Source organism: Kribbella sp. CA-294648 (genome assembly GCF_050943845.1).
Lineage (GTDB): Bacteria > Actinomycetota > Actinomycetes > Propionibacteriales > Kribbellaceae > Kribbella.
This window is the reverse complement of the sequence record NZ_CP191981.1, coordinates 7,482,680-7,507,541: the sequence shown is the minus strand read 5'-3', so window position 1 is coordinate 7,507,541 and position 24,862 is coordinate 7,482,680. Positions and strand designations below refer to the sequence as shown.

The 24,862-nt window shown below is 68.8% G+C and carries 27 protein-coding genes; 6 read left to right on the top strand and 21 right to left on the bottom strand.

Annotated elements, in window-relative coordinates:
* Window positions 1-4: 4 nt before the first annotated feature.
* Window positions 5-334, bottom strand: coding sequence for a PspC domain-containing protein (locus ACQPYM_RS35730; RefSeq protein WP_433009696.1), 330 nt, complete (start codon window positions 332-334; stop codon window positions 5-7).
* A gap of 152 nt (window positions 335-486) precedes the next feature.
* On the opposite strand from ACQPYM_RS35730, the gene ACQPYM_RS35725 reads away from it, so the two are divergent.
* On the top strand, window positions 487-822 hold the full coding sequence (locus ACQPYM_RS35725; protein ID WP_433009694.1) for an MmcQ/YjbR family DNA-binding protein: 336 nt from the start codon (window positions 487-489) through the stop codon (window positions 820-822).
* 2 nt (window positions 823-824) lie between these two features.
* Here the strand turns inward: ACQPYM_RS35725 and ACQPYM_RS35720 are convergent, their stop codons facing one another.
* Window positions 825-1,394 carry a GNAT family N-acetyltransferase gene (locus tag ACQPYM_RS35720; protein ID WP_433009692.1) on the bottom strand — a complete coding sequence of 190 codons (570 nt, stop codon included), beginning with the start codon at window positions 1,392-1,394 and terminating at the stop codon, window positions 825-827.
* A 236-nt stretch (window positions 1,395-1,630) separates the two neighbouring features.
* Between ACQPYM_RS35720 and groL the strand changes: the two genes are divergently transcribed.
* A complete protein-coding gene (gene groL, locus ACQPYM_RS35715; RefSeq protein WP_433009689.1) occupies window positions 1,631-3,259 on the top strand; it encodes a chaperonin GroEL in 1,629 nt (542 codons plus the stop codon).
* 74 nt (window positions 3,260-3,333) lie between these two features.
* Here groL and ACQPYM_RS35710 read toward each other — a convergent pair whose 3' ends face one another.
* Window positions 3,334-4,335, bottom strand: coding sequence for a glycoside hydrolase family 6 protein (locus ACQPYM_RS35710; RefSeq protein WP_433009686.1), 1,002 nt, complete (start codon window positions 4,333-4,335; stop codon window positions 3,334-3,336).
* Window positions 4,336-4,440: 105 nt separating this feature from the next.
* A complete protein-coding gene (locus tag ACQPYM_RS35705; protein ID WP_433009683.1) occupies window positions 4,441-4,965 on the bottom strand; it encodes a DinB family protein in 525 nt (174 codons plus the stop codon).
* 199 nt (window positions 4,966-5,164) lie between these two features.
* On the opposite strand from ACQPYM_RS35705, the gene ACQPYM_RS35700 reads away from it, so the two are divergent.
* Together ACQPYM_RS35700 and ACQPYM_RS35695 are read left to right on the top strand one after the other, a co-directional pair.
* Window positions 5,165-6,088: a GNAT family N-acetyltransferase gene (locus tag ACQPYM_RS35700; protein WP_433009680.1), complete on the top strand. Its 924-nt coding sequence runs from the start codon at window positions 5,165-5,167 to the stop codon at window positions 6,086-6,088.
* 127 nt (window positions 6,089-6,215) lie between these two features.
* Window positions 6,216-6,659 carry a hypothetical protein gene (locus tag ACQPYM_RS35695; protein WP_433009678.1) on the top strand — a complete coding sequence of 148 codons (444 nt, stop codon included), beginning with the start codon at window positions 6,216-6,218 and terminating at the stop codon, window positions 6,657-6,659.
* Here ACQPYM_RS35695 and ACQPYM_RS35690 read toward each other — a convergent pair.
* The 13 genes from ACQPYM_RS35690 to ACQPYM_RS35630 all read right to left on the bottom strand — a co-directional run bounded on the left by ACQPYM_RS35690 (window position 6,631) and on the right by ACQPYM_RS35630 (window position 21,700).
* A complete protein-coding gene (locus tag ACQPYM_RS35690) occupies window positions 6,631-7,884 on the bottom strand; it encodes an epoxide hydrolase family protein (protein WP_433009675.1) in 1,254 nt (417 codons plus the stop codon). The two genes, ACQPYM_RS35695 and ACQPYM_RS35690, sit on opposite strands and share 29 nt — an antisense overlap.
* 81 nt (window positions 7,885-7,965) lie before the next feature.
* Window positions 7,966-8,682, bottom strand: a complete 717-nt coding sequence (locus ACQPYM_RS35685) for an FHA domain-containing protein (RefSeq protein ID WP_433009672.1) — start codon at window positions 8,680-8,682, stop codon at window positions 7,966-7,968.
* Entirely contained in the window at window positions 8,679-9,956 is a 1,278-nt protein-coding gene (locus ACQPYM_RS35680; RefSeq protein ID WP_433009669.1) for a VWA domain-containing protein, read from the bottom strand. The genes ACQPYM_RS35685 and ACQPYM_RS35680 overlap by 4 nt, the downstream gene beginning before the upstream one ends.
* 26 nt (window positions 9,957-9,982) lie before the next feature.
* A complete protein-coding gene (locus ACQPYM_RS35675) occupies window positions 9,983-11,044 on the bottom strand; it encodes a protein phosphatase 2C domain-containing protein (RefSeq protein ID WP_433009666.1) in 1,062 nt (353 codons plus the stop codon).
* On the bottom strand, window positions 11,041-13,419 hold the full coding sequence (locus ACQPYM_RS35670) for a tetratricopeptide repeat protein (RefSeq protein WP_433009663.1): 2,379 nt from the start codon (window positions 13,417-13,419) through the stop codon (window positions 11,041-11,043). Before ACQPYM_RS35670 ends, ACQPYM_RS35675 begins: the two co-directional genes overlap by 4 nt.
* Complete coding sequence (locus ACQPYM_RS35665) at window positions 13,416-14,540, bottom strand: hypothetical protein (protein WP_433009660.1); 1,125 nt, start codon at window positions 14,538-14,540, stop codon at window positions 13,416-13,418. The genes ACQPYM_RS35670 and ACQPYM_RS35665 overlap by 4 nt, the downstream gene beginning before the upstream one ends.
* Window positions 14,537-15,541, bottom strand: coding sequence for a glutamate ABC transporter substrate-binding protein (locus ACQPYM_RS35660; RefSeq protein ID WP_433009657.1), 1,005 nt, complete (start codon window positions 15,539-15,541; stop codon window positions 14,537-14,539). The genes ACQPYM_RS35665 and ACQPYM_RS35660 overlap by 4 nt, the downstream gene beginning before the upstream one ends.
* Entirely contained in the window at window positions 15,538-16,863 is a 1,326-nt protein-coding gene (locus ACQPYM_RS35655; protein ID WP_433009654.1) for a hypothetical protein, read from the bottom strand. The genes ACQPYM_RS35660 and ACQPYM_RS35655 overlap by 4 nt, the downstream gene beginning before the upstream one ends.
* Complete coding sequence (locus ACQPYM_RS35650) at window positions 16,860-18,362, bottom strand: AAA family ATPase (protein ID WP_433009651.1); 1,503 nt, start codon at window positions 18,360-18,362, stop codon at window positions 16,860-16,862. The genes ACQPYM_RS35655 and ACQPYM_RS35650 overlap by 4 nt, the downstream gene beginning before the upstream one ends.
* Entirely contained in the window at window positions 18,359-18,937 is a 579-nt protein-coding gene (locus ACQPYM_RS35645; RefSeq protein WP_433009649.1) for a hypothetical protein, read from the bottom strand. Before ACQPYM_RS35645 ends, ACQPYM_RS35650 begins: the two co-directional genes overlap by 4 nt.
* Before the next feature lie 93 nt (window positions 18,938-19,030).
* A complete protein-coding gene (locus ACQPYM_RS35640; protein ID WP_433009646.1) occupies window positions 19,031-20,308 on the bottom strand; it encodes a toxic anion resistance protein in 1,278 nt (425 codons plus the stop codon).
* A 145-nt stretch (window positions 20,309-20,453) separates the two neighbouring features.
* Window positions 20,454-20,912 carry a dihydrofolate reductase gene (locus ACQPYM_RS35635; RefSeq protein WP_433009643.1) on the bottom strand — a complete coding sequence of 153 codons (459 nt, stop codon included), beginning with the start codon at window positions 20,910-20,912 and terminating at the stop codon, window positions 20,454-20,456.
* A complete protein-coding gene (locus tag ACQPYM_RS35630; RefSeq protein WP_433009641.1) occupies window positions 20,909-21,700 on the bottom strand; it encodes a thymidylate synthase in 792 nt (263 codons plus the stop codon). Before ACQPYM_RS35630 ends, ACQPYM_RS35635 begins: the two co-directional genes overlap by 4 nt.
* A 49-nt stretch (window positions 21,701-21,749) precedes the next feature.
* On the opposite strand from ACQPYM_RS35630, the gene ACQPYM_RS35625 reads away from it, so the two are divergent.
* Window positions 21,750-22,436: a peptidyl-tRNA hydrolase gene (locus tag ACQPYM_RS35625; RefSeq protein ID WP_433009638.1), complete on the top strand. Its 687-nt coding sequence runs from the start codon at window positions 21,750-21,752 to the stop codon at window positions 22,434-22,436.
* A 67-nt stretch (window positions 22,437-22,503) separates the two neighbouring features.
* The gene (locus tag ACQPYM_RS35620; RefSeq protein WP_433009635.1) at window positions 22,504-22,827 is read left to right on the top strand and encodes a hypothetical protein; all 324 of its coding nucleotides are present in this window, start codon (window positions 22,504-22,506) and stop codon (window positions 22,825-22,827) included.
* On the opposite strand, the gene ACQPYM_RS35615 is transcribed toward ACQPYM_RS35620, so the two are convergent.
* Genes ACQPYM_RS35615 through ACQPYM_RS35600 form a run of 4 tightly spaced genes read right to left on the bottom strand, consistent with a single transcriptional unit; the run spans window position 22,810 to window position 24,819 of the window.
* Window positions 22,810-23,406: a dihydrofolate reductase family protein gene (locus ACQPYM_RS35615; RefSeq protein WP_433009632.1), complete on the bottom strand. Its 597-nt coding sequence runs from the start codon at window positions 23,404-23,406 to the stop codon at window positions 22,810-22,812. The genes ACQPYM_RS35620 and ACQPYM_RS35615 overlap by 18 nt on opposite strands.
* Entirely contained in the window at window positions 23,403-24,005 is a 603-nt protein-coding gene (locus tag ACQPYM_RS35610; RefSeq protein ID WP_433009630.1) for a dihydrofolate reductase family protein, read from the bottom strand. The genes ACQPYM_RS35615 and ACQPYM_RS35610 overlap by 4 nt, the downstream gene beginning before the upstream one ends.
* Window positions 24,002-24,484: an SRPBCC family protein gene (locus ACQPYM_RS35605; RefSeq protein ID WP_433009627.1), complete on the bottom strand. Its 483-nt coding sequence runs from the start codon at window positions 24,482-24,484 to the stop codon at window positions 24,002-24,004. The genes ACQPYM_RS35610 and ACQPYM_RS35605 overlap by 4 nt, the downstream gene beginning before the upstream one ends.
* On the bottom strand, window positions 24,481-24,819 hold the full coding sequence (locus ACQPYM_RS35600) for an ArsR/SmtB family transcription factor (RefSeq protein WP_433009624.1): 339 nt from the start codon (window positions 24,817-24,819) through the stop codon (window positions 24,481-24,483). Before ACQPYM_RS35600 ends, ACQPYM_RS35605 begins: the two co-directional genes overlap by 4 nt.
* Window positions 24,820-24,862 lie beyond the last annotated feature (43 nt).

The window sequence follows — 24,862 nt, the reverse complement described above, 5'->3', positions numbered from 1 at the left end:
GCCGTCACGCCGCCGGCGGCTTGTCGTCGTAGATGCGGGCGGCGATGTCGGATTCGGGGGTGGGCTGCTGCTGCGCGTGGGGGTTCTGGTGGGCTGACTGCCAGACGGCCTTGCCGTCGGCTTCCGGCATCACGATCCAGGCCACGACGTACCCGATGAGCGCGGTACCGCCGGTGATCAGGGTGAGCCCCACGATGGCCAGCCGGACCAGGGTGGCGTCGATGTTGAAGTACTCCGCCAGGCCGCCGGACACACCGGAGAGCATCCGCTGGTTACGCGAGCGGCGAAGCGACTTGCCGGACAGGTTCGAGAACGGTGCGTTGGAGTTCGTCATGTCACCTACTCTGCCCGCCGGCCCCCTCCCACCACATCGGGATCGGTACCGACCCGACCCTGGTCCCACCCCTGACCCCGCTCAGCCACCCACGCAGGCGCCCCTGACGACTTTCGTCGGTTTCTGTCGGTGGGCGGTCGTACCGTCGGGGGATGAATGCTGAGGCGGTGACGAAGTTGCTGCTCGACCTGCCGGGGGTGGAGGAGCACGTGGGGTGGGCCGGGCAGCCGGCGTTCAAGGTGCGGAAGAAGGGTTTCGTCTACCTGTCGGCCGACGAGACCTCGGTGATGCTGAAGGCGCTGCGGGAGGAACAGGAGGCCCTGGTTGCGGAGAACCCAGAGGTCTACTCGCCGTCCTGGGCCTCCGGCCGCTTCGCCTGGCTGGAGGTCGACCTCGCCGCGGCCGACGAGGAGGAGCTAGCGGAACTACTGACCGAAGCCTGGCGCCTGAGCGCCCCCAAGACCTTGATCGCCCAGCACGAAGGGTGATCTCAGTGAAGCGACTTGGAAACGAGCACCCAGCGCGGTGACGTGCGGCTGAGTTCTTTGAAGTCGGCGTCGAGGTAGACCGACAGGGGGCCGCGGTAGAGGTCGGCGGCGGAGAGCTTGCCCGCTTGGGCTGTGTCTACCGCGCAGGCCTCCAGTACTGCGGCGCCCTGCGACCGGGCGAAGTCGATGGCGCCGGTCAGCAACTCGCCGGCCATGCCCTGACGCCGGTGCCCGACCGGTACGACGAAGCAGGTGACGGCCCAGGCATCGGGGTCGCCGCCGCGCCAGTTGGGTGAGGCCTCCACCCGGGGATAGGCCGAGCGGGGAGCGACGGCGCACCAGCCGACCGGCGTACCGGAGTCGGTGTCGGTGGCGATGACGCCTGGTGGGAGGTCGGAGGCGACCTGGGAGTGGAGGGCGTCGCGGTGGGAGGCCGGTGAGGCGTCGGACCACTGCTTGCCGCGAAGGCGGAAGTACTGGCAGAAGCAGCGGGACGGGTCTCCCCGCTCGCCCATCACGGTCAGCACATCGGGCCAGCGGTCCGGGGTGGCCGGGGTCACATCCAAAGGCACCGCACCACGGTACTGCGGGCAATGGCCGGCTTGCACTCGCTTGGGTCGAGTGCTAATACTTGGTTAGCACTCAATGGGCGAGAGTGATAACTGCTCGCGCCCTGGAGCGTGACCATAGACGGCCTCGATGAGGTGCCGGAGGTGGGGCGGGACGTGACCGCCGTACCGAAAGCATCGTCCGTCGCGGGCATCCGGCCGGCTGAACCAAAAACTCGACGCGGGAGGACTCGCGGAGAATGCCCAAGCTGATTGCTTTCAATGAAGAGGCGCGCCGCGGCCTCGAGCGGGGTATGAACACCCTCGCCGACGCCGTAAAGGTGACGCTTGGCCCGAAGGGCCGCAACGTCGTGCTGGAGAAGAAGTGGGGCGCCCCCACGATCACCAACGACGGTGTTTCGATCGCCAAGGAGATCGAGCTCGAGGACCCGTACGAGAAGATCGGGGCCGAGCTCGTCAAGGAAGTTGCCAAGAAGACGGATGACGTCGCCGGCGACGGCACCACCACGGCGACCGTGCTGGCCCAGGCGCTCGTGCGCGAGGGTCTGCGCAACGTCGCCGCCGGCGCCAACCCGATGGGCCTGAAGAAGGGCATCGAGAAGGCTGTCGAGGCTGTCAGCGAGCAGCTGCTGGCCCAGGCGAAGGACGTCGAGACCCGGGAGCAGATCGCTTCCACCGCCTCGATCTCCGCCGCCGACACCCAGGTCGGCCAGATCATCGCCGAGGCGATGGACAAGGTCGGCAAGGAAGGTGTCATCACCGTCGAGGAGAGCAACACCTTCGGTCTCGAGCTCGAGCTCACCGAGGGCATGCGCTTCGACAAGGGCTACATCTCGCCGTACTTCGTGACCGACACCGAGCGGATGGAAGCGGTCCTCGAAGACCCGTACATCCTCGTGGTGAACAGCAAGATCTCGAGCATCAAGGACCTGGTCCCGGTGCTGGAGAAGGTCATGCAGACCGGCAAGCCGCTGGCGATCATCGCCGAGGACCTCGAGGGTGAGGCGCTGGCCACCCTGGTCGTCAACAAGATCAAGGGCACCTTCAAGTGCGTCGCCGTCAAGGCGCCGGGCTTCGGTGACCGCCGCAAGGCCATGCTGGTCGACATCGCCGTGCTGACCGGCGGTGAGGTCATCTCCGAGGAGGTCGGCCTCAAGCTCGACACCGTGGACCTGGAGCTGCTCGGCCAGGCCCGCAAGGTCGTCGTCACCAAGGACGAGACGACCATCGTCGAGGGTTCCGGCGACGCCGACCAGATCTCCGGCCGGGTGAACCAGATCCGCGCCGAGATCGAGAAGTCGGACTCCGACTACGACCGCGAGAAGCTGCAGGAGCGGCTGGCCAAGCTGGCCGGTGGCGTTGCGGTGATCAAGGTCGGCGCGGCCACCGAGGTCGAGCTGAAGGAGCGCAAGCACCGCATCGAGGACGCCGTTCGCAACGCGAAGGCGGCCGTCGAAGAGGGCATCGTCGCCGGTGGCGGCGTGGCGCTGCTGCAGGCGTCGGTGGTGGCGTTCGAGAAGCTGGAGCTCGAGGGTGACGAGGCCACCGGTGCCGCCATCGTGCGGTCCGCGGTCGAGGCGCCGTTGAAGCAGATCGCCGTGAACGCCGGCCTCGAGGGTGGCGTCGTGGTGGAGAAGGTTCGCAACCTCGAGCCGGGCTGGGGCCTCAACGCCGCCACCGGTGAGTACGTGGACCTGATCGCCACCGGCATCATCGACCCGGCGAAGGTCACCCGCTCGGCGCTGCAGAACGCGGCGTCCATCGCGGCGCTGTTCCTCACCACCGAGGCAGTCATCGCCGACAAGCCCGAGAAGGCCGGTGCCGCCGCAGGCGGCGGCGCGCCCGACATGGGCGGCATGGACTTCTGATCTCCTAGAAGTTCTCAGCAAGACAAAGAAAAGCTGGTCCCGGGCGGGTTGCCCGGGACCAGCTTCTTTGTGTGTCAGCTACCGGTGATCAGGCGCTTGGCCAGGACCGGGGAGAAGGTGCCGGCGGGGATGCCGGCGCCGATGCCACAGTTGCCGTCGGAGTCGCCAGGCACCTTGAGCCACAGGAGCATGTCGACGGTGCCGGACACGTGGTTGCCGTTGCGGGACGTGTCGCCCAGCTTCCGGCCGGCCGGGTTGCACCACTCGCCGTTCGAGCCGCTGCCGTTGCGGCTGGTGTCGATCACGAACTGGGCTGGGAGGCCGAGTGCTCCCCGGATCGCGTTGCCCTTCGTCACCGACTGCGCGGTGGTGTAGTAGTTCGAGGTGTTCAGGGCGAAACCGCGGATCTTGCCGACCTCGATCAGCTTGAGCCGCCGGGCCATCTCGCCCGCCTCGATCCAGGTCGCGTTGCCGCCGTCCATGTAGGCCCAGGTGTTCGGGTTCTTGCCGGCGAACTGGTTGACGGCGTACTTGAGCAGGTCGAGCCGGGTCTGCTTCTCGGCCGCGGGGACGCAGTCGAGCTGGGCCAGCGCGTCCGGTTCGATGATCACCACGGCCGGGCGAGTGCCGATCCCGTCGGCGAACCGGCTGATCCACGTCCGGTAGGCCTCGGGGGAGCCGGCGCCGCCGCCGGAGTGACTGCCGCAGTCGCGGCCGGGGATGTTGTAGGCGATCAGGATCGGCAACTTGCCGGCGTTGTCGGCCGCCGTCGTGAACGACCGGGTCGCCGTGGCGATGTCGCCACTCCAGTTGCCGAACCAGCGACCGCCGGCCTTCTCGGCGATCTGGGTCCGGATCAGGGTGGCGTCGGCGTGGCCGGAGTTCTGCCGGACCCAGGTGGCGGGGTTGGAGTTCGGGTCGACGTAGAAACCGCTGGTCATCGACGTGGGGTCACCGGCCACCCGGGCGGGCTCCTGGCTGGGCATGGCCAGGGCGGGTTGGTTGCCGATAGCAACCACGGAGACCGTGAGGGGCACGGTGAGCAGGCTGAAGAGAGCCTTTCGCAGGCTGGACATCGAAGGGTGGTCCTTCCGTGAGGGGCGGAAACAACTACTCAACGTGTCGACGACGTTACGCAGGAGATTAACCGGTTAGTCCCTGATTTGGAAGGTCGTTGACGACTATTGGGTACCGGCCGCGCGCAGCAGCCGCAGCTGGCCGATCTCCGCGGCGTTCTTCATCAGCTCCACGTTCACCCAGGCGAACTGGTCGGCGGTCGAGCGCCCCGCCTCCGGCGGCCACGGGAAGACCGCCGGCCTGGCGAGGTGCTCGTCGTCGATGTCCTCCAGCAGATGTGACCACTGGTCCCGCAGGGCCCGCATCCAGCCGAGCGTCTTGGCCAGATCGCCCGGCCACAGCACCGCAGTACGGTCTGGCGGTACTGCGCCGCGCACGTGGGCCGCCGTGGTCGACCACCACCAGCCGATGTGCCAGGTGAGCCACCCGATCGTCGGCACCGGGATCGGGTCGAGCGCCAGGTCGGACCAGTCGGCCCGCCAGTTGCCCACCCCGTCCGGCCGCACCGTCCAACTGACCTTGGCCGGCTCCCACAGCAGATCCTCCGGGGTGAGCCGCTCCAGGTGGTACTCGAACAGCGCCCAGGTGAGCTCGAACTGATTACGCACCACCGAAACCGAATCCGTCACCGACGGATCATCTCAGCCCCCACCGACACCCGAAGTAATCGGTGGACTGTGACCCAGGGCTGTCCTAGGGTCGTCGGCAGCGAGAAGGATCTCGAGGGGAAGGAGTGACCGATGGAGACTCAGATTTGTCTTTCGGCGCGCCTGGTCCGCTCGTACAGCTCGCACTGAGCGGAGTGGTGCGCCTCCTGCTGGAGGATTCGTGAAGATCCGTACCACCGTCGAGGGCGACCTCGACACCATCCACACCCTCATCGCCGAGCAGTCGCTCAACACCGTCACCCGGGAACGCTGGGACGAGTACCTGGTCAGCGGCGCCTATCGCCACGACTGGACCTGGGTCGCGGAGGACGACGGCAAGATCATCGCCCTGGCCATCTGGTGGGGCATGGAACAGTTCGACCACCCGTTCAGCATCGACGGCCTGTACGCCGTACCGGGGGTCGATCGCGTCGCTGTCTGGACCAGCCTGATCCGGCACACCCTGTCCACCGTCCCGGCGGAGGCGGAGCAGCCGGAGTACCACATCTTCCTGCCGAACGGCTGGCGTGATCGGCCTGATGTCGTCGCCGAACTCGAACCGCGACTCGAAGCTGCCGCGGCCGCCGGGCTGTCCAATCTCACGGAGCGGTTGCGTTATGAATGGACACCGGCTGACGGGTTGCCGCCGCGGTCGACCCGGTTGCGTTTCGAACCGGCCGACGACGACGCCTTCCTGGACGTGTTCCGCCGGGTGATCGAGGGCAGCCTCGACGCCTCGACCAAGCGGGCCGTCGCCCGGGTCGGTGTGGAGGGCTCTGCCAAGGAAGACCTGGAGGTCTACCAGTCGATGCCGGGAGAGCGATCCTGGTGGCGGCTGGCCTACAATGCTGACGACGAGCTGATCGGCTTCGCGCTGCCGTCGGCGAACAACGGCGGGCCGGTGGTCGGGTACCTCGGCGTACTGGCCGAGCATCGCGGGAACGGCTACAGCGACGACCTGCTCGCCGAGATCACCCACATCCTGGTCGAAACCGGCGCCGACCGCATCCGCGCCGACACCGACCTGACCAACAAGCCGATGGCAGCAGCCTTCGAACGCCTCGGCTACCGCAACCACGCAGTACGAATGGTCGCCAGCCACTAACCGGCGATCTCGGCCGCCGGCGTTTGTCCTGCGTCTGAGGGGCAGACGCGGGCGGGTGGGGCCCTATGCTTCGCTGACATGTCAGATATCTCCGGCTGTTGGGGCGGAGTCACGGGGAGTCGGGGCGATGCGTGATATCGCACTGATCCTGCATGTGGCGGCCGGGCTGGTCGGTCTTGTGTTCGGGCCGTTGGCCGTCATCGTCACGCTGCGATCTCGCCAGCTCAACTGGGCCGGCGAGATCTTCCACTGGGCCGTGGTGGCGGTCTGCCTGACCGCGATGGTGATGGTGCCCTACGACTGGGACCGGCTGTGGATGTTCTGGCCGATCGCGATCGTTTCGTACCTGTTCGTGTACTTCGGTCAGCGCGCCGCGGAGTCACCCGGTGGCTTCTCGTACCGGGGTGTACTCCGCGGCTACGGTGGCGGCTGGATCGCTTTGTGGACAGCGATCCTGGTCGTCAGCTTCACCGAGCACCCATGGATGTGGGCGATCCCGGCCGTGGTCGGCACGGCCGTGATCGAGGCGCTCTGCTTGCGGCCTAACGCAGTGGGCGGAAGAAGGTCCTGAGGTCCTCGGTGAGCAGCTCGGGCACCTCCATCGCGGCGAAGTGGCCGCCCTGCTCGTACTCCGTCCAGTGCTCGATCTTGCCCTCGGGATCGGTCAGGCTCTTGATCGCCGTCTCGTTCCCGAACACGGCCACACCAGTCGGCGGCCCAGCCACCGCACCCCACTCCTGAGCCGCACCCTCACCGGAGCCCCAGCCACCGCCATCGCCTTCGCCTCCGCTGGAACCCCAGCCGCCGCCATCGCCCGACTGCATTGCGAGCAGTGCCTTCCACGCGGCCATTCCCTCGTAGACCGCGTGCGCCGACGACGCCCCCGAACCCGTGAACCAGTAAAGGCTGACATTGGTCAGCAACTGGTCGCGATCGACCGCATCCTCCGGCAGCTTGTGCGCCGGGTCGGTCCACTCCGCGAACTTCTCCACGATCCACGCCAACTGTCCGACCGGCGAGTCGTTCAGCGAGTACGCCAGCGTCTGCGGCCGCGTCATCTGCTGCACCAGATAACCGAACCCTTCGTCCTGCAAGGCGTTGAACCGCTCCGCCCGCGCCCGGTCCGAGTCGTTCAGCCCGTCCAGCGGGATCGGATCCCCGAACGGCGCCGACCCACTCACCCCGGCCAGGTGGATACCGATCACATGAGCCGCATCCACCATCGGCAGAATTCCCGCAACACCCGATCCCGCGTCGGTGCCGTGCGCGGCGTACCGGTCGTACCCGAGCCTGCTCATCAGCTCGGCCCACATCTGCGCGACCCCGAAGAGGTTGAACCCACCTTCACCGATCGGGTTCGAGAACCCGTACCCCGGCAGCGACGGTACGACGACGTGAAACGCGTCGGCCGGGTCACCACCGTGCGCGCGCGGATCGGTGAGCGGGCCGATCACCTTCTGGAACTCCACCGGCGAACCAGGCCAGCCGTGCGTCAGGATCAGCGGCGTCGCACCGGGCTCGGGCGAACGCTGGTGGAAGAAGTGGATCCGCTGCCCGTTGATCTCGGTGACGAACTGCGGAATCTCGTTGAGCGCCGCCTCCTGGGCCCGCCAGTCGAATCCGTTCGCCCAGTACTCAGCCAGCTCCTTCAGATAACCCACCGGTACGCCGCGACTCCAGTCGTCCACCCGCGGCACAGCCGGCCACCGAGTCTCCGCCAACCGGGTCCGCAGGTCATCGACCTCGCTCTGCGCGATCTCGATCCGGAAGGGCTGAATCTCACTCTGGTTCGTCATACCGCCAACGCTAAATTCGGTAGCGGCCGACTTCTGGCCGCTACCGAACCTTTCGACGAAAACAGCAAATGAAGGAGCCGATCAGGCTTGGCCGGCCTGTTCCTCAGGCGTGGACTTGCGGACTACCAGGCGGGTCCAGGCGCCGACGTAGACGCGGTCGTCGGTGTTGAGTTCGCGGCGCTGGCCCGGGGTGATCGGGTCTTCGGGCAGAGGGCCGGAGGACGGGCCGACGAAGGTGCCGTTGGAGGACTGGAGGTCCTCGACCCACCAGCGCTGGCCGTCCGTGGTGAGCTGGGCTTGACGGCGGCTCACGCCGGTGTCGTCGCCGCAGTCGATCTCCGGGGTGATGCCACGGCTCTTGGAGGGGCGCCCGACCAGCACGCTCTTCGCGGTGACCGGGATGACCACCGGCAGGCCGGGGGACGGGCACGGGTCGTCGCTCTGCTGCACCTCGTACCAGTCCGGGTCGACCCAGCGCTCAACCACCCAGTCGGCGACTTCCTGCGGCGCCGGCGGCACCGGGGGCGGCGTACCGAGGTCCAGGGACGAGGCCGGGCGGGGCATCGTGCCGGTGGTGAAGTCGTAGCCGCAGCTCTCGCAGAACAGCGCGTCAGGCGCGGCCGGCTCCGAACAGTTCGGGCAAGCCTGTACTGCGGGGGCGGGGGCCGGAGCCGCCACAGCAGGGGATGGCACCGCAGCGGCCGCGGGTGTCGCGGCTGCCGCGATCGGCAGGCCGCAGACGTCGCAGTAGTCGGTGGAGACGGACGGGTGCCCGCTCGGACACGTCGCTGAGGTCATTTCTTCACCCGGGTGGTCTTGGTGGAGGCGGTGTCGAGTGCCATCTCGTCGGCCTTCTCGACACTGCGCTTGAGCCGCACGGTGCCGGTGTCCTGGTCGTCGATGTCGACCACCTTACGGAGCCGGGTGGTGGCTTCCTCGTTCCCGGTCTGCGCGGCGAGTTGCACCGCACGGCCGAGCTTGGTGGTCGCCGTCGCCGTGTCACCGGCGGCCTTGGCGGCCAGGCCTTCCTGGATCGCGTCGGCCAGCTCGGTCTGGCCGGTGTAGTGCGCGACCTCCGGGCTGATCCGGGTGGTGAGCGCCTCGTCCTCCGACCACAGCGCGCGGACCAGGCCCTGGGCGACGACGTCGTTGCCGATCACCAGCTGCACCCGGGCCGCCAGCTGCTCCTGGCCGATGCCCTTGGCCGCCAGCCGGATCGCCACGTGGTAGTCGCGGGACTCGTCACCCCACGACCCGGTCGGGTAGGCGCCGGTCAGCGGGTTCACCTCGGTACGCCGGGACGTCAGGTCCTCCACGGTCGGAGCCACCTGCCGGACGAACAGCACCTGCGCGCCCTGCGGAGCCCAGACCCGCATGTCGGCCTGGGCGACGCCCTTGCTCATCGCGTTCTGGATGATCCTGGCGAACTCGGCGGCGAGCTGATCCGGCGCCGGGATGATGTCGACGGTGCCGAGCAGCGCCTTCGCGATCCGGCGGACCTCGTCGACCTGCCAGGCGACGCCGACTCCGCGGCAGTCGGCCTGGAACTGGCCGGTGACCGCCTGGATCGTCTGGGTCAGCGCCTCGGGCGTCTCGTGCTGGTTCTCGCCGTCGGTGAGCAGCAGCGCGTGCTTCTGGGTCAGCGACGGCACGGTCTGGAAGACCCGCGAGGCGAGCCGCAGCCAGGTGCCCATCGCCGTACCGCCGTCGGCGTAGAAGCGGGAGACCGCGTCCTTGGCCGCCTGCCGGGTGAACTGGTCCATCCGCACCATCACCGGCTCGGGTGACGGCGGGAACGCCAGCTGCGCCCGGTCGTTGCCCGAGATGACCGCGAACCAGACCCCGTCGAGGATCTGGTCGAGCGCGGTCTGGGCCGCGAACGCCGCGGCCCGGACGCCGTCGGCGCCCATCGAGCCGGAGGTGTCGACGATGATGATCTCGCCCGCGTCGCCGCTGCCGGACTGGCCGGCCGACCCCGCGCCGCTGCAGGACACCGTGACGATCGCGTGCACGTCGGTGCCGCCGTCGGGCAGGAACTCGTTCTGGTACACGGTGGCGGAGAACTCGGCCATCTCAGGCGTCCTTTCGGTGGAGCTTCTTAGATACGAGCGAGTGCGACGGTGATGTTGTCCTGGCCGCCCTGGGCGTTGGCCCAGTCGACCAGGGCGGAGGCGGTCGCCAGCGGATCGCCACCGTGGGCAGCAGCGGTCTCACGGGTCAACTCAGCCAGCGGTGCGGCCTCGGAGCAGTAGTTCCACAGTCCGTCCGAGCAGGCCATCAACCAGCCCGGGCCGGCCACCTTCAGGGACGTCGTACGGGGTGTGTGGTCCGGAGCGTCCTTGCCGAGCCAGCGGGTGATCGCGTGGCCCTGCGGCCCCGACTCGGCCTCATGCCGCGGTACGCCGGTCGCGATCAGCTCGGCAGCCCAGGAGTCGTCCACAGTCAGAGCAACGGCCTCAGCGTTGTCCGGGAACCAGTACGCGCGGCTGTCACCCACGACACCCGCCACCAGGAGGTCGCCCTCGAGCACAGTCGCCACAAACGTGCAGGAAGCCGGATTAGGGCTGTCCGGCGAAGTGTTCGCCAGTACTGCGTCGCTGGCGGCGTCCGCTGCAGCCTTGAGCCGCGCCACCACCGCACTGATCCGGGAGGACTCGGTCCCCATGCCCTGCGCGTTCCCGACCTCCAGTACGTCGAGTGCGGCGCGGGCAGCGGCCAGGCTGGCCACGTCGGAGTCGAGCGACGAGCTGACCCCGTCGCAGACCACCAGCAGCGCCCGGCTGCCCGGCTCTGGGTCGGCAGCGATCGCCATGGCGTCCTCGTTGCGGCTGTGCCGGATGCCTCGGTCGCAAACGCCGGCCACCCAAGGGGCAGGCTGCTCGCTGAAGTGGTCACGCGGCTTGGCGGCCTTGGTGCCACAGGTCTCGCAGTACCCGTCGGCACTGATCGTGCCGCCGCAGGAGCGGCAGGGACCAGGTGGAGCCTCGGCGCCGCGAGCACCGGACGGGTTCAGCTCGACCGTCGGCTCGGTGTCCGTGTCGATCGCGGGCGTGGTCGGTGTGGCAGGGGTGAGCTCGGCCCCGCACGCCTCGCAGAAGCGGTCGGTGTCGGAGATCGGCCCACCACACTGGGGGCAGACCGTCTTGGTCGTACTCGTCATCGCAGCGTCCATCCTCGAACATCGTTGGCCAGGTCGACCAGGGCGATCCGTTCCTGCCGGTTCCGCGCGTGCCCGGCGAGCTCACGGTAGGCGGCTTCGAGCCCGTCCCGCAGTTCAGGCTCGACCGCTTCCCGTCCGGCGATCTTCAGACCGGGCTGCGGGCCCTTGCCGAGGACCTCGTCCAGAGCGGTCCGGAAGATGTTCGCGGTCAGGTTCGCCCGGTCGACCGGGTCGATCGTCACACTCTCGATGTTGCTCATCGCCTCGGCCAGCGCGGGCAGCCCACGCCCCGATCCTGCCAGTAGACCGGCTCGCATCCGGCGAGCCCGGACGAAGGACCCGCTGGTCGGCGGTACCAGGTCGAGCGCGGCGACGGCTCCATCGAGGTCACCACGCGTCGAGCGGATCGCGGCCAGCCCGAAGGCCGAGGGGGCGATGTAGTTGGCGTCAGTACGAGCACAGGTCAGGTACAGACCCTCCGCCACGTCGTACTCGCCGCTGAGCTCGCAGGAGACGGCCAGGGCGAGCTTGGGCGCCAACTCGCCCGGTACCTGCCCGTAGACGGCGTTGAAGGCCGACTGGGCCGTCCGAGCGTCGTTGCGAGCCAGGGCAACCAGCCCGGACATCCACACGGCCCGCCACTCCCACGGGTCGGCCGCCAGCAGGTCGGCGACAGCGGTGTCGACCATGTCGAAGCGGGACGGCCCGATCTCCAGTGCGCTCTGGGCGATCTCCAGGAGGATCTGAGCGGACGACTCGGGCGCGTCGACCAGGAGCTCCAGGCGCTGCTCCGGGTTCGGCACGCTCACGGTCTTCAGCCAGCCGGCCATCTTGTCGCTGTCGTCCTTGGCGAGCGACGGCAGCCGCCGCCACGCCTCTGCCTTCTCTCCCAGGCCGGCCGCGAGGTCACCCGGGCTGCCGAAGAGCAGCGACGAGGTGGAGTGCCGTGCAGCCTTGTCGCCCGACTTGTTGGCCACCACCTCCCGCAGTACTCCGAGGAGCTGGACGCGGAACTCGTCAGCGGTCTGGAAGCGGTCGGCCGGGTCGGGCGCGCAGGCCTTCACCAGGAGCCGGTAGACCGAGTCGTACTGCTGGAACAGCGGCACCTCGGACACCGGCGGCAGCGAGTGGACGTACCGCGACTGGTAGCCGCGGAACTCGAAGGCGAGCACACACAACGTCCGGCCGAGCGTGTAGATGTCCGACGCCACCGACGGGCCGACCTCGGCCACCTCCGGTGCCTGGAAGCCGACCGTGCCGTAGATGGCCGAGTCGGCGTCGTCGATCCGCCGCACGCCACCCAGGTCGATCAGCTTGACCGCGTCGCCGACCTGGATGATGTTGTCCGGCTTGAAGTCGCAGTAGACCAGGCCGAGATCGTGCAGGTAGGAGAAGGCCGGCATGATCTCGAGCAGGTAGGCGATCGCCTGGTCGACCGGCAGCGCGTCGTACTGGTTGTTGTTGGCCTGCATGCGTTGCTTGAGCAGCGTCTTCAGCGAGGTGCCGCCGACGTACTCCATCACGATGTAGCCGGCGCCTTCGTGGGTGACGAAGTTGTAGATCTCCACGATCAGCGGGTGCTCGACGCGGGCCAGGAACTGCTGCTCGGCGATCGCGGCCGCGACGGCGTCCGGGTCCTCGGAGTTCAGCAGGCCCTTCAGCACCACCCAGCGGTTGGACACGTTCTGGTCCTGGGCCATGTAGATCCAGCCGAACCCACCGTGCGCCAGGCAGCCGCGCACCAGGTACTGGCCGCCGACCAGATCGCCGTCCTGCAGCTTCGGCGAGAAGGAGAACGGGCTGCGGCACTTGGGACAGTAGCCCTCGGTCCGGCCCGGCTGGTCGCCCCGCGCCCGGCCGACCGCGTTGCCGCAGGTGGGACAGTTGCGGCGTTCCTCCGGGACCATCGGGTTCTTCAGGATCGCCTTGCTGGCGTCGATCGCGGGGATCGGGGGCACATGGGTCAGCCCGGCACCCAGCCTGGCCCCGCGCAGGCGGGTGGACGAAGTACCGAGGCGGCGGGTCAGCTTGGAGCCGGCCGCTGTCGCCCTGGCCGAGCCCAGTGGGGTCGAGGCCAGGCGGTTGGAGGCCCGGGAGACGGTTGACGCAGTACTGATCGGGTCAGGTGCCGACGCGGCCGCTGATCCGCCAGGAGTGCCGCAGACATCGCAGTAGCCGTCCACCACCGTCCCTGAGCAACCAGGCTGGTTGCAGGCGCCAGCGGCCGTCGGGGGCCCGGAGATGCCGGGCCGTCCCGTGACAGCCGAGACACCGGGAGCTGCAGCGGCACTGGCGGCAGGGGAGCCGCAGACGTCGCAGTAGCCGTCCAGGATCGTGCCGGTGCAGCCCGGCTGTGTACAGGCGTTGGTCGTCATGTCGTCACTCCCAGATACGTCTGGTACGCCGCCACCAGCGCGCCGAGCCGAACCAGGTCCACTGGTTCCGCGTCGAGCACCGCACGGCCACGTCGATAGAGCTCTGCCAGGTCTTCGGTGGTTCCACTGTTCCGGGGGACGCTGCCGGCTTTCACCTGGTACGCGTCCAGCCGCCCGGCCAACTCGTCTCTACGCTCCAGCGCCGAGCCGTACGCCGTCTGCGCCTGACCCAACGCCCGCCGTACCGCGTCCAGCCGCTTCAGGTACTTCGCCAACTCAGCCGGCGTGTTCGGCACCGGCCCCAACGCCGTGACATCCGGTACTGCGAGCCGCGGCGCCGGCGTGACAGCCGCGACGCAACGGTCGGCCAGTGACCGGACGGCCTGCCCCTGCGCTTCGAGCTCGGTCCGTACCGCGCGGGCCCTGGCGACGTCCGCGGCCCGTTCGCGCCGGGTCGCCGCACCGACGATCAGGTCGCGTTCGTTGTGCGCGGCATCGATCTCCAGCGGGCCGATCAGCCCGCCGATATCGGCACCGCGCTTGGCCCGCTCGGTCAGGTCGGTGACCCGGCGGTCCAGGTCGTGGTGGGCCGCGATCGCCGCGTTCCGGGTCGCCGCGGGTTCGATCGCGACCAGGTCCTTGATCCGTTCCACCTGGGCGCGAAGCTGCCGCAAACGCGCCGCCAGCTCGGCGTCACCGGGCGCGAGCGCGAGCTTGGCCCGCAGCGTCGAGGCCAGCGCGTCCGACAAAGTACATGCCTCAGGCAACGAAACGGCGAGCGAACCGGCCGCGCCACCGGTGTCCAGGCCGCCCCAGATCAGGGTCGAGATCCGCTCGGTCTCGGTCGGCCCGACCCGGCCGGAGTCCCAGGTCACCAGGATCAGCTCGTACCGGTCCGAGACCGCCTTCCAGACCGCCATCGACAACACCACGTCGGCGCTCAGGGCGTCGGCGTCGGCGGACTGCAGGGCAGCCTGGTCGAGCTCGTCCAGCTCGGCGTGGCGCCGGTCCCGCCAGGTGCCCAGGGCATCGAGGTACGACAGCAGATCCTTCGCAGGGATGCTGCTGCCGATCCTGCCCGGCGGGGACGGCGCGGTGGCCGTCGGCGTACCAACTGTCACTGGTCGCCTCGGCCGTAGAGCGGCTTGGGCGGAAGCCCCGGACCGAGGGCAGGGCCGAGCCACTTGTCGTACGACTGCTGCCAGGCCGACTTCGCCCCCGGAGCGGGTGCGGTCTTCATCTTCTCCAGGACGCCGTTGACGAACATGACGAAGTCGACCTGCGCGCTGTTGATCCCGAGTCCGTACGGCTCCTCGCTGATCTTCTCCGCCTTGGTCACCCGGGCATACGGGTCCTGAGCGGCATCGCCGGCCAGCACGGTGTCGTCACCGGAGATGCCGACCACCTTGCCCTGCTGGAAGAGCGCCAGGCAGCCGGTGTCGGTATCCGCGGTGACCGGGATGATCTTGGGGTTCGCCTCCATCATGTTGTCGAGGCTGGTCGAGCCGGCCGGCGCGCAGACCTTCTGGCCGCTCAGCTCGGCCAGGCTCTCGACCTTCATGTCGCGCTGGACGAGCAGCTTCTGGCCCGAGCGGTAGTACTCGGCGGAGAACGCGATCTCCTGCCAGCGGGCGCAGTTGATGGTCATGTTGCGCGCGACGATGTCGACCTCGCTCCTTTTCAGGGCAGGGATCCGCTGCGGGCTCGAGATCACCCGCAGCTCGACCTTGTGCGGCCGGCCCGGCGCCGGGGTGCCGAAGATGGCGTCGGCGACGGCGTTGATCATGTCGATGTCGAAGCCCTCGATCGTTCCGGTGATCGGGTTGCGCGAGCCGAGGTTGAGGCTGTCCGCGGACACCCCGGCGATCAGTCGTCCGCGGGCCTGAATGCGGGCCATCGTCGAATTGGCGGGCATCGCGAGCGGCTCCGGCAGCGGACCGGCCGGCGCATACGACTGCAGGGCGGTGGCGTTGGAGCACGTCTGGGCTGGCGGAGGGGCCGCCTTGGTGGGCCGCGGCGTCTCCTTCACCGGCAACGGCGTCGCGTCGTACGAGCTGGAGCCGCAGGCGGTCGCGGCGAACAGCAGCGCGAGCGAACCGGCGATCACACGGAGCTTGGTCATCGGTACTCCTCCAGTCGCTGGGAGAATCCCCAGGCGGCGAGCAGGGCGGCGACGATCCCGATCGGCAGCCCCAGCCAGCCGATCGGCGGCAGGTCGTTGCGGGCCTGGCTCAGCTCGGCGCGAGCGGTCTCGCTGAACCTGCTGAGGTCCCTCGACGACCGGTCGTCGAAGGCCTTGAAGGCCGCGTTGGACGAGATGTTGTTCTCCCCGATCGCCTTCTCCACCGCGGCGTCCCAGTTGCCCCTGTCATCCTCGTTGCGGATCTCGACGTGGACCGCGCGATAGCGGTTCCACAACGGCGCCAGCCCGACGCCCCGCTCGACCCGGCCCAGCTGGCTGCCGGTGTTGTCGGCCGCCTTCTTCCAGGCATCCTCGAACGCCGCGCCGGAGCCGCGGGCGATCAGGGTCAGGCTCTCGTTGGACTTCGCGTCGTACGCGCTGATCCGGGCCTGCGACAGGGCGAGGGTGTCGGCGAACGCCTCGTTCCGGGTTTCCTTGGCATCGCTCGACGAGCCGGCCAGCGAGGCGCCGCCGACGACCATGGTGAACAGCACGAGGGCCGCGGCGGCCGCGATCGGGAGGTTGAGGTAGCGGTGACTGCGCTTGGCCAGCCAGACCAGGCAACCGACGAGCACGGCCAGCGCGAGCAGACCGGCCACGATCAGCCAGAGGTTGCCGTCGTTGATGCCGTCGAACTCGGTGTTCACCCGGGACTGGTTGGCCTTGACCAGCTCCTTCAGGACCGGGAGCGAGTCGCCCTGCAGGGTCGCGCTGGCGTCCTTCAGGTACTGCGAACCGATCGGCAGGCCCTGCCGGTTGTTCGCCCGGGCCTGCTCGATCAGCCCTTGGTAGGTGAGCAGGGTGGCGTTGAGCTCGCCGAGCGCCTTCTGGTCCGCGGGCTGCGCGGTGGCGGCCTCGGAGATCAGCCGGGCGGCGGTCGCCATCGAGTCGACGAAGTGCTGACGCTGCGCGGGTGGCTCCAGGCCGCCGACCAGGAAGGCGTTGGTGGCGTCGGCGTTCGCGCTGACCAGGTTGGTGTGGATCGCCTGGATCCGGACCAGCTGGGCGGTGTTCGCCTCGGCCCGCTGCAGGGCACCGTCGGACTGGTTGTAGCCCTGGGCCGCGGCGAGGCCGAAGACCACGCTGACGATCGCGGCGACGATGAGCAACGCGCGCATCCGGCCCGGCGTCCCCTCGAACCAGGTCGCGATCCGGCCCTTGACCAGCTGGGCAACGGGCGGCGGTGCCGGCTGACCCGGCGCCGCGGCCTGCGGAGCCGCCGGCGACCTGGTCGCGGGGGGCGCACTGGCAGTCTGTGTCACGCCGTCTCTCCTTGCTCGTCCTTCGGTACCACGGGCCCGGGCTGCTCCGGTACTACGGCTCCGGGGCGCTCGGGCTGCTCCGGTACTGCGGGTTCGGGGTGCTCCGGTGGGGCCGGCTGTTCCAGTGCGACCGGTGGGGCCGGCTGGTCCGGTGTTTCCGGGTGGAGGTCTTCGTCGGTGAGGTCCTCGGCGACGATCTGACGCAGCTGCTCGGTGGTCGGTGCCGTCACGTCGCGCAGCCGCCAGGCGTGCCGGCCGATCGCGGCCTCCAGCATGTTCCGCGAGAACCGGCCGTTGCCGAACGAGCGGTCCCGCCGGGTCGAGGCGAGGATCACCTTGAACTGGTCCAGCGCTTCCGGCGTCAGCTCGTAGTCGGCGCCCGCGGCCAGCCCGGTCAGGATGTCGGTCAGCTCTTCGTCGGTGTAGTCCTCGAACTCGATCGTGGTCCGGAACCGGCTGGCCAGGCCGGGGTTCGCCGCGATGAAGTCCGCCATCGGTTCGGGGTAGCCGGCCACGATGACGACCAGGTCGTCGCGCCGGTCCTCCATCTCCTTGACCAGCGTGTCGACGGCTTCCCGCCCGTACTGGTCGGCCCCCAGCTCACCGGCGGTCAGGCTGTACGCCTCGTCGATGAACAGCACGCCACCAGCCGCGGAGGCGACCACCTCGGCAGTCTTCGTTGCCGTCTGCCCCAGGTAGCCCGCGACCAGCTCGGAGCGATCGACCTCGACCAGTTGCCCCTTCGAGAGCAACCCGAGCGCCTTGTAGATCCCGCTGACCAGCCGGGCGACGGTCGTCTTGCCGGTCCCCGGGTTGCCGGTGAACACCAGATGCCGAGTAATCGTAGGACTCTTGAGCCCCGCCTCGCTCCGGAGCTTCTCCACCCGCAACACCGCAACCTGCCGATGCACCTCCCGCTTGACCCGCTCAAGCCCGGTCAGCGCATCCAGCTCAGCCAGCAACTCCTCAACGGACCGCTCCGGCACGGCAGGCTCGGTCTCAACAGCCGCCTGCGCAGCAACCGCAGGCACTCCTGCAGCCGCGGCCCCGCCCACAACTGGAGCTCCCGCACCCGGAACTCCAGCCTGCTGCTGCCGGGCACCTGCTGCCTGCAACTGCGCGGCTGCTGCGACCGATGCGTTGCCGATGACTCGCATGGTGGGTTCGCCGAGGGTGCAGGCGGCTGAGGCGACCTCGGCCAGCGCTTCGGCGTACGGGATCTTCTCGGGGGAGCCCTGCGCGACCAGGTCCGTCAGTACTGCGGTGGGCGCTCCCCGCCACCTGCGACCCCGTACTGCGGCGTCGAAGAAGTCCTGTGTGCCGAAGCCGGGCGTGACAGCGGCCCAGTCGACGGGAGCGCCTGGTGCTGACTCGGCCAGTGCGGCCGCGAGTGAGAGGGCCTCTGCTCGGGCGACGTCCTCCGAGACTCCGGCACGAGCTGCGACTGCCAGCAGCGCCGACAGCGCGTCCTGCAACGAAGTACTCTTCACGCCGCTCATGCGCCCCCTCGCCCGGTTGGTGGTTGCAGTGGTCCGGAGCCGGTGTCCGGTGGTGGTGTCGACTCCGTCGTACCGAGGGCTAGACCGCCACCGGTCGACCCGGTGCCGAACTTCTCCTGCAGGAACCGGCCGTGCGCGATCAGTGCCGCCGCATCCGCCCGGTTCACCGCGTCGAACACCTTGTCCATCGTGGATCCCAGCAGGTCCAGCTGGTCGATCAAGATCATCAGCGACGTCTTGCCGCGATCCACCGGCCGGCTGTCGGCCCATTGCCGCGGCAGCCGCAGGTAGCCGCCGATTGCTTCCGGCAGGTAGTCGGTCGCGGTCGCCATCACGGAGTACGCCTGGGCGCTGCCGCCGAGGTTGCCGAGTCGCGGGATGGTCTCGCGCACGATCCGCACCACCCGGTTGACCCGGGACGCCACCACGGCCGGTACCGCGCCGTCCGCGACGAGTTGCTCGACCCGGACCAGCGACTTCTCCAGATCGTCGGTCGTCGGCGCGCGGGGGACCGGTACCGGCTCGGGCTCCGCCTTGCGGCCGGTCAGCCGCGCGAAGAAGTCACCCAATGCCATCCGGTTGTGCCCCCGCTTCTAGATCTCCCCAGCGCCGGAGCGGAGTACTCCGGCGCACGTACTGCAGCCTGGTGTCGGCTGGACCTGCCTGGTTCAGCGCCCGAGGTCGAGCGTGCCCTGGACCACTCGCTGGTCCTGCCGGGCGACCCGGTCCAGGTAGCTGCGGGACTTGGTCACCTCGTTCTCCAGCGTGCCGATGGTGGCCGCCATGTTGTCCAGCGCCTCCACCTTGAAGGTGTCGATCGCGTCCATCGTGGCGTAGATGTTGGCGAAGGCCGCCTGCAGCTGCGGCAGCCCGATGGTCGCCGACGCCGCCTGCTGCTGGATCGCCACCGAGTTGTCCCGCAGCATCTGCGAGGTGCGCTCGATCATCCCGCTGGTGGTGGTGTTCAGCGCGGTGATCTGGTCGAGCACGAGCTTCTGGTTGCCCAGCGCCTGCGCCACGATGACCGCGGTCCGCAGTGCGGAGACCGTCGTGGTGGAGGCCCGGTCGACACCCTTGATCAGCTCGATGTTGTTCTTGATCACGATGTCGATGGCCAGGTAGTTCTGGATCGACACGGCCAGCTGGACGAGCAGGTCCTGGTGCTTCTGCCGGACGTAGAACAACACGTCCTCGCGCAGTGCCTTGGCCAAGGCCTGGTCGGTCGTCTCCAGCTCGGCGATCGTCGCCGACAGCCGGGCGTCGAGCCGCTCGGCGACGTACACGTACTGGTTCAGCCGGCCCATCGCGTCCCAGAGCTGCTGCTTCTCCAGGTTCAGCGCGGCGTTGTCCTTGGCGAGCTCGTCCTGACCGTTGCGCAGCGAGTGCAGGATGCCTTCGAGGTGGCTCTGCGCGCTCTGGTACTTGCGGAAGTAGTCCTCGATCTTGTCCCCGAACGGGATCATCCCGAGCAGCTTCTTCGGCCCGGTCGCTTCCTTCGGGTCCAGGTCCTCGACCGTACGGCGAAGTTCGAGCAGCGTCTTGCCCACCGTCGAGCCTTCCGACAGCCCGCCTTGGTTGAGGGCCTTGACCGGCGACTGCAGCAGCCGGTTCGAGCTCTCCGCGGCGTGCCGGATGTCGACGTCACCCATGCTGCGGACGTCGCCGGCCTTCTGGGCGAACTCCGGCGAGCGCGGCGCGGCCGTCATCAGCGAGCTGAGGAACGTGTCGACCTTCGAGTCCAGGCCGGGCAGCGCGGCCGGGTCGACCGCCGGGGCCAGGCTCGGCGCCGCGGTCGCCGCTACGGGCTGTGGCGGAGCGGGTGCGGTCAGTACCAGGCCAGGCGCGGTCGCGGTGGGCGGCTGCAGCGGCGACTGCACCGGCGCGGCCTGTGCTGCCGCCTGTCCGGTCTGCCCCGCCGTGCCCTGGGTGTTGTCAGCTTCGGTCATCGTCGTTCCCCTCCGGTGGCCTGCCGCGAGCCTCCGCGCCCGCATCCCCTGTCACACACTCCGTGACGCGCACACAATCTACGCGGTTCCCGGTCCCCAAAGGCACCCCTGCGCCGATCCGTGACCAGGACGTTCCGGAAAGCGGCTAGCGGAGGTAGGTGACGAACGAGAAGCCGGGGTGGTCGGTGCGGGCGGTTTCTCGCCAGGTGGTGCGGTCGACGGTGGGGAAGGTGACGTCGCCGGCGGGGGTCTGGTCGACCTCGGTGAGTTCGAGGCGGTCGGCGTACGGGAGGGCCTGGCGGTAGATCTCGCCGCCACCGGCCACGTAGATGTCGTTGCCGTCGGCAAGTTTCAGGGCGAGGTCGAGATCGTGGGCCACCTCGACGCCGTCGACGGCCCAGTCGAGCTGCCGGGTGACGACGACCGTACGGCGGCCAGGTAGTGGCCGGCCGATCGAGTCGTAGGTCTTGCGGCCCATCACCAGGGTGTGGCCGAGCGTGAGGGCCTTGAAGTGCTGCAGATCCTCGCGAATCCGCCAGGGCAGGTCGTTGTCCCGCCCGATCACCCCGTTGCGGCCGATAGCCGCGATCAGGATGACGCTCATACCGCGATCGGCGCCTTGATCCCCGGATGCGGGTCGTAGCCGTCCAGTACGACGTCCGCGATCTCGTAGGAGTCGATCGAGTCCCGCTTCGTCAGCCGCAGCGTCGGCAACGGCCGAGGCTCGCGGGTGAGCTGGAGCTTCGCCTGGTCGAGGTGGTTGAGGTAGAGGTGCGCGTCGCCGAGCGTGTGCACGAAGTCACCGACCTCGAGCCCGGTCTGCTGCGCGACCATGTGGGTGAGCAGCGCGTACGACGCGATGTTGAACGGTACGCCGAGGAAGATGTCGGCCGAGCGCTGGTAGAGCTGGCAGGACAGCTTGCCGTTGGCAACGTAGAACTGGAACATCGTGTGACACGGCGGCAGTGCCATCGTGTCGACCTCCGCGACGTTCCACGCGTTGACGATGTGCCGGCGGGAGTCCGGGGTGTGCTTGATGGACTCGATCACCGCGGCGATCTGGTCGATGTGCCGGCCGTCGGGGGCCGGCCAGGATCGCCACTGGTGGCCGTAGACCGGGCCCAGCTCGCCGTCGGCGTCGGCCCACTCGTCCCAGATGGAGATGTTGTTCTCCTGCAGCCACTTCACGTTGGTCGAGCCGCTCAGGAACCAGATCAGCTCACCGACCACGGAGCGCAGGTGCAGCTTCTTGGTGGTCACCGCGGGGAAACCGGCGGTGAGGTCGTAACGCGCCTGGTGGCCGAAAACGCTGAGGGTTCCGGTGCCGGTGCGGTCGCCCTTCTCGACGCCGTGGGTGAGGACGTGGTCGAGAAGCTCCAGATACTGCCGCATGCCGCCAAACTAACAGGCCTCGATCCGGCCTGGCTGGCAGACTCGGTGGGTGAGTTCTGACGAGTTCGTGCTGACCTTGGTGCTGCAGGTGGAGAAGGCGGAGCGGCCTGCGCAGACCGATGCGCTGGAGACGGGGGCGCGGGCGGTGCTGGCGATCCTGGCGGATGAGCGGTCGGTCGGCGAGGGGGAGTGGGCCGAGGCGATGCGCGCCTGGCAGGACGCCCGGATCCGGAAGGTGGTACGCCGGGCCCGGGGTGCCGAGTGGCGACGGGCTGCCGCGCTGCCGGGGATCACGGTGACGGGTGGGACAGCCGTCGTACGGGTGTTCCCGCCGGTGCCGCTCGACGAAGTACCGAAGGACCTGGCCAAGCTGCAGGTGACGGGCACCGACCTGGAGGATCCCGAGGAGCTCCCCGTGCTGGCCGCCGGGGTGCCGGTGTTGTGGGTGAATCCCGGGTTGACGATGTCGACCGGCAAGACGATGGCCCAGGTCGGCCACGGTGCTCACCTGGCCTGGCTCGCACTGTCCGACGCCGCCCGCAAGTCCTGGCAGGAAGACAACTTCACCCTGGCCGTCCGCACCGCCACTCCCACCCGCTGGCAAGCCCTGCTGACGACCACCCTCCCCGTAGTACAAGACGCCGGCTTCACCGAGGTAGAACCAGGCAGCCGCACAGTGGTAGCCGAAGTACCACACCTGCTGGGTCAGGAAGAGCACCGGCCAGGCCCTGTCTAACTGTTGGTGGACGGGTGCCGCCGCTTCCTACCGTTTGAAGCCAGTCACTTCGTCGAAGGAGAAGTCCATGGTCAATCGGATCAGACGGATCGTGCTGGCCGGCGCGGCGGCCACGCTGGTGATGAGCGGTCTGACGGCCCAGGTCGCCGCTGCGGACCCGCCTTGCTACTCGGGCGAGGTCTGCGTGTATCGCGACGGCGCTCTGCTGGACAAGTTCCCGCCGGTGCGCCCCGGCCAGTGCAGGACGCTCGGCAAGTACTACGACCGGATCTGGAACCGCTCCGGCAACGTCCAGCGCACCTGGTACACCGGCGGCTGTACCGGCGGCAACCAGCTCGTGTACCACGGTGAGAACAAGTACATCTTCTCCGTCTCAGTCGGAGGCTTCTGACCTGCGGTAGTGCAGGTGGGTGACCCGGTCGCCTTCGATGACTCTGGGGTTGTCGAAGAGTTGGTGGCGGCCGGTGTAGTCGCCGAAGAAGCTTTTGCCGGTGCCGAAGATGACGGGGACGAGGTCGAGGGAGAGTTCGTCGACCAGGCCGAGTTCGAGTGCTTGGCCGGTCAGGTTGCCGCCGGTGAGGGAGACGTTGCGGTCGCCGGCCATGGTCTTGGCCTGGTGGATCGCCTCCTCGAGGTTGTCGACGAAGGTGAACGGGGCGTCGGGGAACGGCCAGTCGGTCGGGGCCTGGTGGGTGACCACGATGACGTGGTCACCCACCGCCGGTACGCCGTTCCAGCCGTTGGTGATGTCGAACAGGCGCCGGCCGATGACGGTGACGGCGATGTCCGGCCAGACCGAGGCGATGTAGTCCGCGCTCGCCTGGGTGACGTGGAACGCGCGGTCCGGATCGGCGCCGTAGACCTCGACCGGTCCGTTGCCGTACCAGTCGAACAGCGGCCCGACGGCGTCGGACTCGTCCGCAATGAAACCGTCGAGGGAGAGAGTCGCCCCTGCGATGACCTTGCTCATTTCGCCACCCGGTACGTGAGATGTTGTGCCGCCTGCGTCGAGACGGCTTCGGTCAGTTCGAGATCGACCCGCGGTGAGTCGCCGGCCGGGAAGAGCCGGGTGCCCGACCCCAGTACGACGGGTGCGACGTGCAGCCGGACGATGTCGACGAGCCCCGCCGCCAGGAACGCGTGGCAGATCTCGCCGCCACCCATCACCACGATTTCTTTGCCGTTGGCAACTTCTCGAGCTTGCCGGACCGCACTGTCCAGCCCGTCGGTGACGAAGCGGAAGCGGTCGCCGAGCCGGGTCTTCGCGGGCGCTTCATGGGTGACCACGAAGATCGGTGGCGCCTGCTCACCCTCGGCCTGCGCGCCGTATCCCATCTCCTCGTTCCAGCCGTGCGGTCCGTCGATGATGTCGAAGAGCTTGCGGCCCTGGATCACCGCGCCGGTCGCGGCGTACGACGCGTCCAGCACGGCCCGGTCGGCCGCGTCGCCGTCGAAGGCCCAGGTGTGCAGCACCTCGCCGCCGCGGCCGAGACCGTGTTCCAGATCGACACCCGGCCCGGTGACGTAGCCGTCCAGCGACATCGAGATGTCGACCACGACCGCGCTCATGACGGCTGCTTCGCGAGGACGTCGGCGAGCCGGTCCATCGAGTCGTTGATGCCGTACTCCATCCCGTTCTGCAGCGCCGCGTCACGCGCCTCGACGGACGGGAACACCGACTGGGTGCGCAGCCGGACACCGGTCTCGGTCGGCTCGTACGTCGCGTTCTCCAGGCAGACCTGGCCGGGCGCGCCCTCCCACTCGAAGGTCTGGATCACCAGGCGGGCCGGCTCGACGGTGTGGAAGACGCCGCGGAACGCGTACTCCGTGCCGTCCTGCGCCTTGTGGATGTACCGGTACTGGCCGCCGGGTCGGGCGTCGTACTCCTCGAGGACCATCTCCAGGTCGCGCGGGCCGAGCCACTGGGTGACCAGCTCGGGATCGGTCTGGACCCGGAAGAGCTGTTCCGGGGTGGCGTCGAACTCGCGCGTCACCGAGACGAACGGGGTGCCCTCGGGGGCGGTGATGGTGGTCGGGTGGGTGCTCATCGGTCCTGCTCCTTCACGGTTTGGAGAACGGCGTCGATGCGGCGGAACTGGCGCTCGGAGGCCAGCCGGTAGTCGTCGATCCAGCTGGTCAGCGCTTCGAGCGCGGCCGGGTTGAGCCGGCACGGCCGGCGCTGGCCGTCGCGGCTGCGGGTGATCAGGCCGGCGGCCTCGAGCACCTGGAGGTGCCGGGAGATCGCCTGCTTGGTGATCGCGAACGGCTCGGCGAGCTCGTTCACGGTCGCCTCGCTCCGCGACAGCCGGGCGATCAGGGCCCGGCGGACCGGGTCACCGAGGGCGGTGAAGCCCCGGTCCAGCGTCTCTTCGTCAACCGACATCTTTATCAACCGTTCCGTTGATCAACTGATGTGTTGACTATAA